The 6,735-nt window shown below is 53.3% G+C and carries 8 protein-coding genes and 1 tRNA gene; 5 read left to right on the forward strand and 4 right to left on the reverse strand.

All coding sequences use genetic code 11. The features are described from left to right. Window positions 1–159: 159 nt before the first annotated feature. From OEL57_RS12355 to OEL57_RS12370, 4 genes are all read right to left on the reverse strand, one after another. A tRNA-Ser gene (locus OEL57_RS12355) sits at window positions 160–247 on the reverse strand. A 58-nt stretch (window positions 248–305) separates the two neighbouring features. Beyond that, window positions 306–788: a tRNA adenosine(34) deaminase TadA gene (tadA, locus tag OEL57_RS12360; protein ID WP_300740834.1), complete on the reverse strand. Its 483-nt coding sequence runs from the start codon at window positions 786–788 to the stop codon at window positions 306–308. Further along, window positions 789–1,637, reverse strand: a complete 849-nt coding sequence (locus OEL57_RS12365; RefSeq protein WP_300740835.1) for an SPFH domain-containing protein — start codon at window positions 1,635–1,637, stop codon at window positions 789–791. It abuts the gene before it with no gap. 17 nt (window positions 1,638–1,654) lie between these two features. Continuing rightward, the gene (locus OEL57_RS12370; protein WP_300740836.1) at window positions 1,655–2,095 is read right to left on the reverse strand and encodes an NfeD family protein; all 441 of its coding nucleotides are present in this window, start codon (window positions 2,093–2,095) and stop codon (window positions 1,655–1,657) included. A gap of 29 nt (window positions 2,096–2,124) precedes the next feature. Here OEL57_RS12370 and OEL57_RS12375 point away from each other — a divergent pair, with 29 nt between their 5' ends. The 5 genes from OEL57_RS12375 to OEL57_RS12400 form a co-directional block, all read left to right on the forward strand. Beyond that, window positions 2,125–2,433, forward strand: coding sequence for a hypothetical protein (locus OEL57_RS12375; RefSeq protein WP_300740837.1), 309 nt, complete (start codon window positions 2,125–2,127; stop codon window positions 2,431–2,433). Between the two features lie 178 nt (window positions 2,434–2,611). Continuing rightward, window positions 2,612–3,598, forward strand: coding sequence for an HlyD family efflux transporter periplasmic adaptor subunit (locus tag OEL57_RS12380; RefSeq protein WP_300740838.1), 987 nt, complete (start codon window positions 2,612–2,614; stop codon window positions 3,596–3,598). A 15-nt stretch (window positions 3,599–3,613) separates the two neighbouring features. After that, window positions 3,614–5,146: an ATP-binding cassette domain-containing protein gene (locus tag OEL57_RS17010; protein WP_349255206.1), complete on the forward strand. Its 1,533-nt coding sequence runs from the start codon at window positions 3,614–3,616 to the stop codon at window positions 5,144–5,146. After that, window positions 5,146–6,291 carry an ABC transporter permease gene (locus OEL57_RS12395; protein ID WP_300740839.1) on the forward strand — a complete coding sequence of 382 codons (1,146 nt, stop codon included), beginning with the start codon at window positions 5,146–5,148 and terminating at the stop codon, window positions 6,289–6,291. Before OEL57_RS17010 ends, OEL57_RS12395 begins: the two co-directional genes overlap by 1 nt. Before the next feature lie 95 nt (window positions 6,292–6,386). Beyond that, on the forward strand, window positions 6,387–6,735 hold a 349-nt coding region (locus tag OEL57_RS12400; RefSeq protein WP_300740840.1), incomplete at its 3' end, for a hypothetical protein.

The following is a 6,735-nucleotide window of genomic DNA, read 5'->3' on the forward strand; positions in this document are numbered from 1 at the left end:
GCTCAGTAGGTAGAGCAGTGGACTGAAAATCCACGTGTCGCTGGTTCGACTCCGGCTCCGGGCACCATGAAATTCAAGAGGCTATGTCATCTGACATAGCCTCTTTTTGTGTAAAAAGAGAAAAGGCTCACAGAAGTACTCTGTAAGCCTTTAAATGTATGGCGGAGAGGTAGGGATTCGAACCCTAGGTACCTTGCGGTACAACAGATTTCGAGTCTGTCACCTTCGACCACTCGGACACCTCTCCTGAAAAAACGGCCTGATTGCTCAGGCCGCATTGTCTATACATCATGCAGCTAAAAAACTCAACCTTGTCCTTGTCTAGAACGCTTTTTTCGGCGTAACTCAGAAAAAAAAGCGGTTAGCAGGCCGGAACATTCCTGCTGCCTGACGTTGCTGATCAGTTCGCAGCTATGGTTAAGTCGCGGGTCGCTGGAAAGGTCATATAATGATCCGGCAGCGCCAGCCTTGGGATCAAAGCAGCCAAAGACAACCGTCGGGATGCGGGCTAGAATAATGGCCCCCATGCACATCAGGCAAGGTTCGAGGGTCACATAGAGGGTGCTTTCAAGCAGTCGCCAGTTACCTAGACGACGGGCAGCCTTACGAATTGCCAATAGTTCAGCATGTGCCGCAGGGTCCTGTTGTGTCTCGCGTAGGTTGTGGGCGCGAGCAATAATTCGACCGTCCTGAACAATTATGCAGCCGATCGGAACCTCGGCAATTATCTCAGCTTTTTGTGCTTCAGCAATTGCCTTGTCCATCCAGTAATCGTGACTGCGGTGCATCTAACTCTTTCCCATCATGCCGCGAATGGCAGCCGGGAGGTCAGCAGGCAGCATGATCATTTTTGAATTCTGGGAGGTTGCCATTTTCTGTATTGCATTAATATAGCGATCACCCAGCAGGAATAAGGTCGGCAAGTCACGGTCCTTGACAGATTCGCTGATGTCTGAAATTGCGCGTGCCGAGGCCTGTGCAAGGCGTACTTGGGCTTCTGCCTCACGTTTGGCAGCCTCAAGTTTGCCATCGGCTTCACGAATCATTGCCTCACGCTTACCCTCTGCCTCAAGAATGGTGGCCTGTTTGAAGCGATCCGCACTGGCCTGTTGCTCCATGGCGCGCTGCATCGATTCTGAAGGCTTGATATCCTGAATTTCGACCGATTGTACATAAATACCCCAGTTGGCAACCTCCTTGGCAATATTCTCCTGCAGACGAGCCTTGATATGCTCACGCTCCGACAGGGCATTGTTCAGATCCATCTGGCCAATAATGGCCCGCAATGAGGTCATGACCAGATTCTGAATGGCGTATTCGTAGTTCTGGATTTCGTAGACCGCACGGGTCGGGTCGGTTACTTTGATAAAGGCAACAGCATTGGTGATGATGACGGCGTTGTCTTTGGTGATGACTTCTTGTGAGCCAATTGAAAGCACATCGCCTTTAGTGGAGACACGGTACGAGACATTGTCGATGTAGGGAACAATGAAATTGAGACCCGGTTTTAATGCCTTATGAAACTTGCCGAGACGCTCAACAACCCATTCCTGGCCTTGCGGAACCGTTTTAACTCCGGCAAAAATGGTCGCAGCAACCAGAATCAGGAGTACAACAACTACAAATAATGCGGGCATGGTAATCCCTCCTAAATTTATTTTACTTTTAAAATCTGACCTTCTATGTCTTCTACTATGACGGTGTCGCCAATGGTCAGCGGTTCTTCGGCAAAACAAGACCATTCGTCAGCACCCAGTAGTGATATCCGAAATCTGATCCTGCCTTTGGCGTAACTGTCGGCCGTACCTTTGATAATGATACCGGTTTCGCCGATGATACCTTCCTTGGAAAGTCCGGCATGGGTACGGTCACCTTTAGGCTTGAGATACTTGAACCAGAGTACAGTAAACACAACCGAGGCTATCACCCAGAGTAGTACCTGAAGCCAGTCAGGTAATGATGGGGCCAGGGCGACCAGAATGCCAACCAGCAGAGCCCCCAGGCCAAACCAGATAATCGTGAATGAGGGTATCACCAGTTCGAGTCCAATCAGTACAAAGCCAGCCAAAATCCAATACCACCATTCAATCTTCATAGTGTCCTCCTGTTGCGAGCAGCTTTCGTTTGGGAAGTATAGCAGAAGTTTTTACCCTGCAAAGTAACTACACCGTGCTTGTCAAAAAATATTTGCATTATTTCAGGTGGAGTGGAATACTAACAACAAGAGAAGGAGGTGCAACCATGGACGTAAGCTCAATAGCAGGTGCAGCAGCTCTCATGCAGTCATCTCAGAGCCAACAGGCGCTGTCAGCATCGATGATCAAGATGAATGCAGAGTCACAGAGCAAGATCGCAGAGATGATCCAAAAGGGAGCTCAAGCGATGCCACAGTCGACCAAAAGCTCTGTTTCCGGTTTTTCCACCTACGCTTAAGTCGATTGCAAACTAAGTAAACGGCAGATATAGATTTTATCGACTCCTGAAGCCATCCGGTTTCAGGAGTATTTTTTTGCCTGTAGGTCTGGGCTGGTGCTGGCAGGGGAGTAGCCGCCTGATAGTTGTTGTGCTATTAAGGTAACAGCACAACGTTGGGCGTAAGGGAGTCGTTTCGATGAACAAGAAAATATTTTTTATACTACTTGGTGCAGCGGTTGTTGCACTGGTGGCAGGTGTTGTTACTCGACGGAACCACACGGCGAATAGCGGCGAGCTTAAACTTACCGGAACAATTGAAACCACCACTGTGGCAGTTTCCTTCAAAGTGCCGGGGCGGCTGAAGGAGCGGCTGGTGGATGAGGGGCAGCAGGTCACGGCCGGTCAGATTGTGGCCAGGTTGGAGGATGACGAACTGAAGGATGAACGTGCCGTCCGGTCTGCAGATCAACAGGCAGCCCAGGCAGCATTAGCTGATCTGAAGGCTGGCAGTCGTCAGGAGGAGATTGCTGCCAGCGTAGCAACCCTTGCCCGGCTTAAGGCAGAGGCGGACCGGGCAGCTCAGGATGCGGTCAGGGCTGAGGTGTTATTTAAAAAAGAGGTGATTCCACGCAGGGAGTTAGATGCAGCCAGGGCTGCAAAGGATGCAACCGCCGCCGCAGTGCGTGAGGGGGATGAACGGTTGAAGCTGGTAAAGGTTGGCCCCCGTCCTGACGCAATAAAGCAGGCTCAGGCGCGGTTGGAAGGTGCCGTTGCGGCCCGTTCCCTGGCCGATACCCGTTTGTCTCAAGCAGTTTTGGCAGCGCCGATCAGTGGCACCGTCATGGCCAAACATGCCGAGCCTGGCGAACTACTGGCCGCAGGTAGCCCGGTGATCACATTAGTCAAAATGGATGAGGTCTGGGTACGGGCCTATCTGCCGGAAACGCAGATGGGCAAGGTCAAGCTGGGCCAGCTGGTTTCAGTCAGCAGTGATACCTGGAAAGGGCGGACCTATCAGGGAACGGTCAGCTTTATAGCATCTGAGGCTGAATTTACCCCCCGTAACGTCCAGACCGAGGCAGAACGGGTCAAGCTGGTCTACCGGATCAAGATTGCCATTGCCAATCCGAAGCAGGAACTGAAGCCGGGCATGCCGGTGGATGCCCTGATTGCAACGCCGTAATCAAGCCGCAGCTTTATGCATGCTATTGAAATCTCCAACATCACCAAACGCTTCGCTGATCTAACTGCCGTTGATGATCTGGACCTCACCATTCCCAAGGGTGAACTGTTCGGTCTGGTGGGGTCTGACGGAGCCGGTAAGACCACTACTCTGCGGATGTTAACCGGTGTGCTGGATGCCAGCAGCGGCACGGCAATGGTGTTGGGCTGTCCCAGTCATGACCTGGAGCCGGTTCGCTCCCATATCGGTTACATGAGCCAGCGCTTTGGGCTTTACCCCGACCTGACCGTGATGGAAAATATCCGTTTTCATGCTGATATCTTCGGCGTGCCAAAGGTGGAATGGATCACGCGGGCTGAGCGTCTCCTGGAGATGAGTGGCTTACAGCCGTTTGTCAAACGTCGGGCCGGTGCACTGTCGGGTGGCATGAAGCAGAAACTGGGGCTGTGCTGCGCCCTGATCCATACCCCTACGGTGTTGTTTCTGGATGAACCTACCAACGGCGTTGATCCTGTCTCCCGCCGCGATTTCTGGCGCATTCTTGATACCCTGCTGTCTGAAGGAGTCACCATTGTCGTGGCCACTGCCTACCTGGACGAAGCAGAGCGTTGTCATCGGGTTGGTCTGCTGCACCACGGCAGATTGCTGGCCTGTGATACGCCGCAGAACCTGAAGGCGTTGGCGGATCCTGCTATTGAGCAGCCCTCTCTGGAGGATGTCTTCATCACTGTCATGGGAGAAGGGGCGGATACGGCGGTGAAGCGTAGGCCAGCGCCTGATTTGCGATCCGCTGTTGCTGCTGTCACCCTGGAGGGGCTAACCCGCACTTTTGGCGATTTTATTGCCGTCAACAAGATTAGTCTGACTGTGCCTAAAGGGGAAATCTTTGGTTTTCTGGGACCTAACGGAGCCGGTAAATCCACCACCATCAGGATGCTGTGCGGTATTTTGGAACCCACCGGCGGTAACGGTCACGTAGCCGGTTTTGATGTTAACAACCAGGCCGAACTGATCAAAGAAAACATCGGCTACATGAGCCAAAAGTTTTCGTTGTACGAAGACCTGACCGTGGAGGAAAATATCGCCTTCTACGGCGGTATCTATCGATTGCCTGCAAAGGAGCTGGCTGAACGGGCTGATTGGGTGATTAAGATGGCCGGGCTGACCGATCGTCGTAATTCCAAGGCCGGTGAACTGTCAGCTGGCTGGCGGCAGCGGCTGGCCCTGGGCTGTGCGCTGTTACACCGTCCGCCGATCATTTTTTTGGATGAGCCCACCGCCGGGGTTGATCCTCTCAATCGCCGCCGTTTCTGGCAACTGATCCACCATCTGGCCGCCGACGGTGTTACGGTCTTTGTCACCACCCACTACATGGATGAGGCTGAATACTGCGACCGGCTGGCCCTGATCTACCGGGGTGAACTGGTGGCAATCGGAACGCCGCAGGAACTGAAACAGCAACGGGCTACGGATGGTACGGTGCCCAGCCTGGAACAGGTCTTTATTGATCTGATCGAGGAGCGGGACAGGAACGGGGTGGTTGGCTGATGCCGCTCTTTCTGCGCCGCATAATCGCTGTGGGCCGCAAGGAGTTTCTGCATGTGCTGCGGGACCCGCGTAGTCTGGCCCTGGGGATCCTGATGCCGTTGATCATGCTGTTCCTGTTTGGCTATGCTTTAACCCTGGATGTAGATCGGGTACCATTAGCGGTCTGGGATCAGAGCCAAACAGCCCAGAGTCGTGAACTGATCAGTCGCTTTGAGGGGTCACGCTATTTTTCGTTGCGTCAGCATGTCTCGTCCTACCAACAGCTTGAGCAGGCGGTTGACCGGCGTGATGCCTTGATTGCGCTGGTGATACCAACCGACTTTGCAGCCAGGCTTGATGCCGGTACACAACCGGTCCTGCAGGTGATTCTTGATGGTAGTGACCCCAATACCGCCACCATCGCTCAGGGCTATGCCGAGGCGATTGTGCTGACCTGGTCACGTCAGATCAGCATGGCTGCTATGCAGCGCCGTTTTCCTCAGCGGGCAGCACAGCCGATACCGTTGGAAATACGCCCCAGGGTCTGGTTCAACAGCGACCTGGTCTCAAGAAATTTTATCTTTCCCGGCCTGATTCCGGTGATCATGATGATCGTGGCCGCACTCTTAACCTCGCTCAGTATGGCGCGGGAGTGGGAGACCGGCACCATGGAACAGATCGTAACCATGCCGGTACGCAAATGGGAGTTGATCATCGGCAAACTTGCCCCCTACTTCTGCATCGGTGTGGTGGATCTGCTGCTGTCCGTTGGCGTTGGCTACTATGTCTTCAGCGTACCGCTGAAAGGTAGTCTGCTGCTGCTGTCTGCACTTTCGCTGCTGTTTCTGGTGGGGGCGCTGGCAGTGGGGATGCTGATCAGCATCATTGCCAAGAGTCAACTGCTGGCCAGCCAGCTGGCGTTGCTGGTCACCGTGCTGCCTGCCTTTCTGCTGTCCGGCTTCATCTTTCCGCTGGAGAACATGCCGGCCCCAATCCAGGCGGTCAGCCATATTGTGGTGGCCCGCTACTTTGTCACCATCCTGCGGGGGATCTACCTCAAGGATGTGGGGATGGAGACCCTCTGGCCCCAGGCCCTGTTTCTGCTGGGGTTTGCCGGACTGATTCTGTCTCTGGCCGTGTTTAAGTTCAAGAAAAAGCTGGGATAGCGCAGATTGTACGATACTATATCGGTAAATTTTGAGGCGCTTTTTAAACCACATATGGGACAAATTTACGAATAACGTCGGGAAAGGATCAGAAAATGAAAAAGACCGTAGATAGTGGCCGGACAGTTCTTGAAGAAGTTGGTAATAAGGAATGGCGATTCGCCGAGATTCCGTATGAAGCAGAAATGAAATTCAATGACCTTCTCGACGCGAGGGATTACGGCAAACTCTCCCCGGCGGAGATGGAGCTGCAACTCAGGGAACTGCTGCATGAGGCCCCCAACTTCATTGACATATATCATCACCTGGCAATGCTTCTCGACCAGCAAGGAAAAGGTCAGGAGGCCAGCCTGTTGTGGCAGCAGGCGGCGAACATCGGCATGCAGTGCTTCATTGAACAGTTCAGCTCCTCCGGTAACAAGCTGGAATGGGGCTGGCTTGAAA

The organism is Trichlorobacter sp., assembly GCF_030247655.1.
Classification (GTDB): Bacteria; Desulfobacterota; Desulfuromonadia; order Geobacterales; family Pseudopelobacteraceae; genus Trichlorobacter.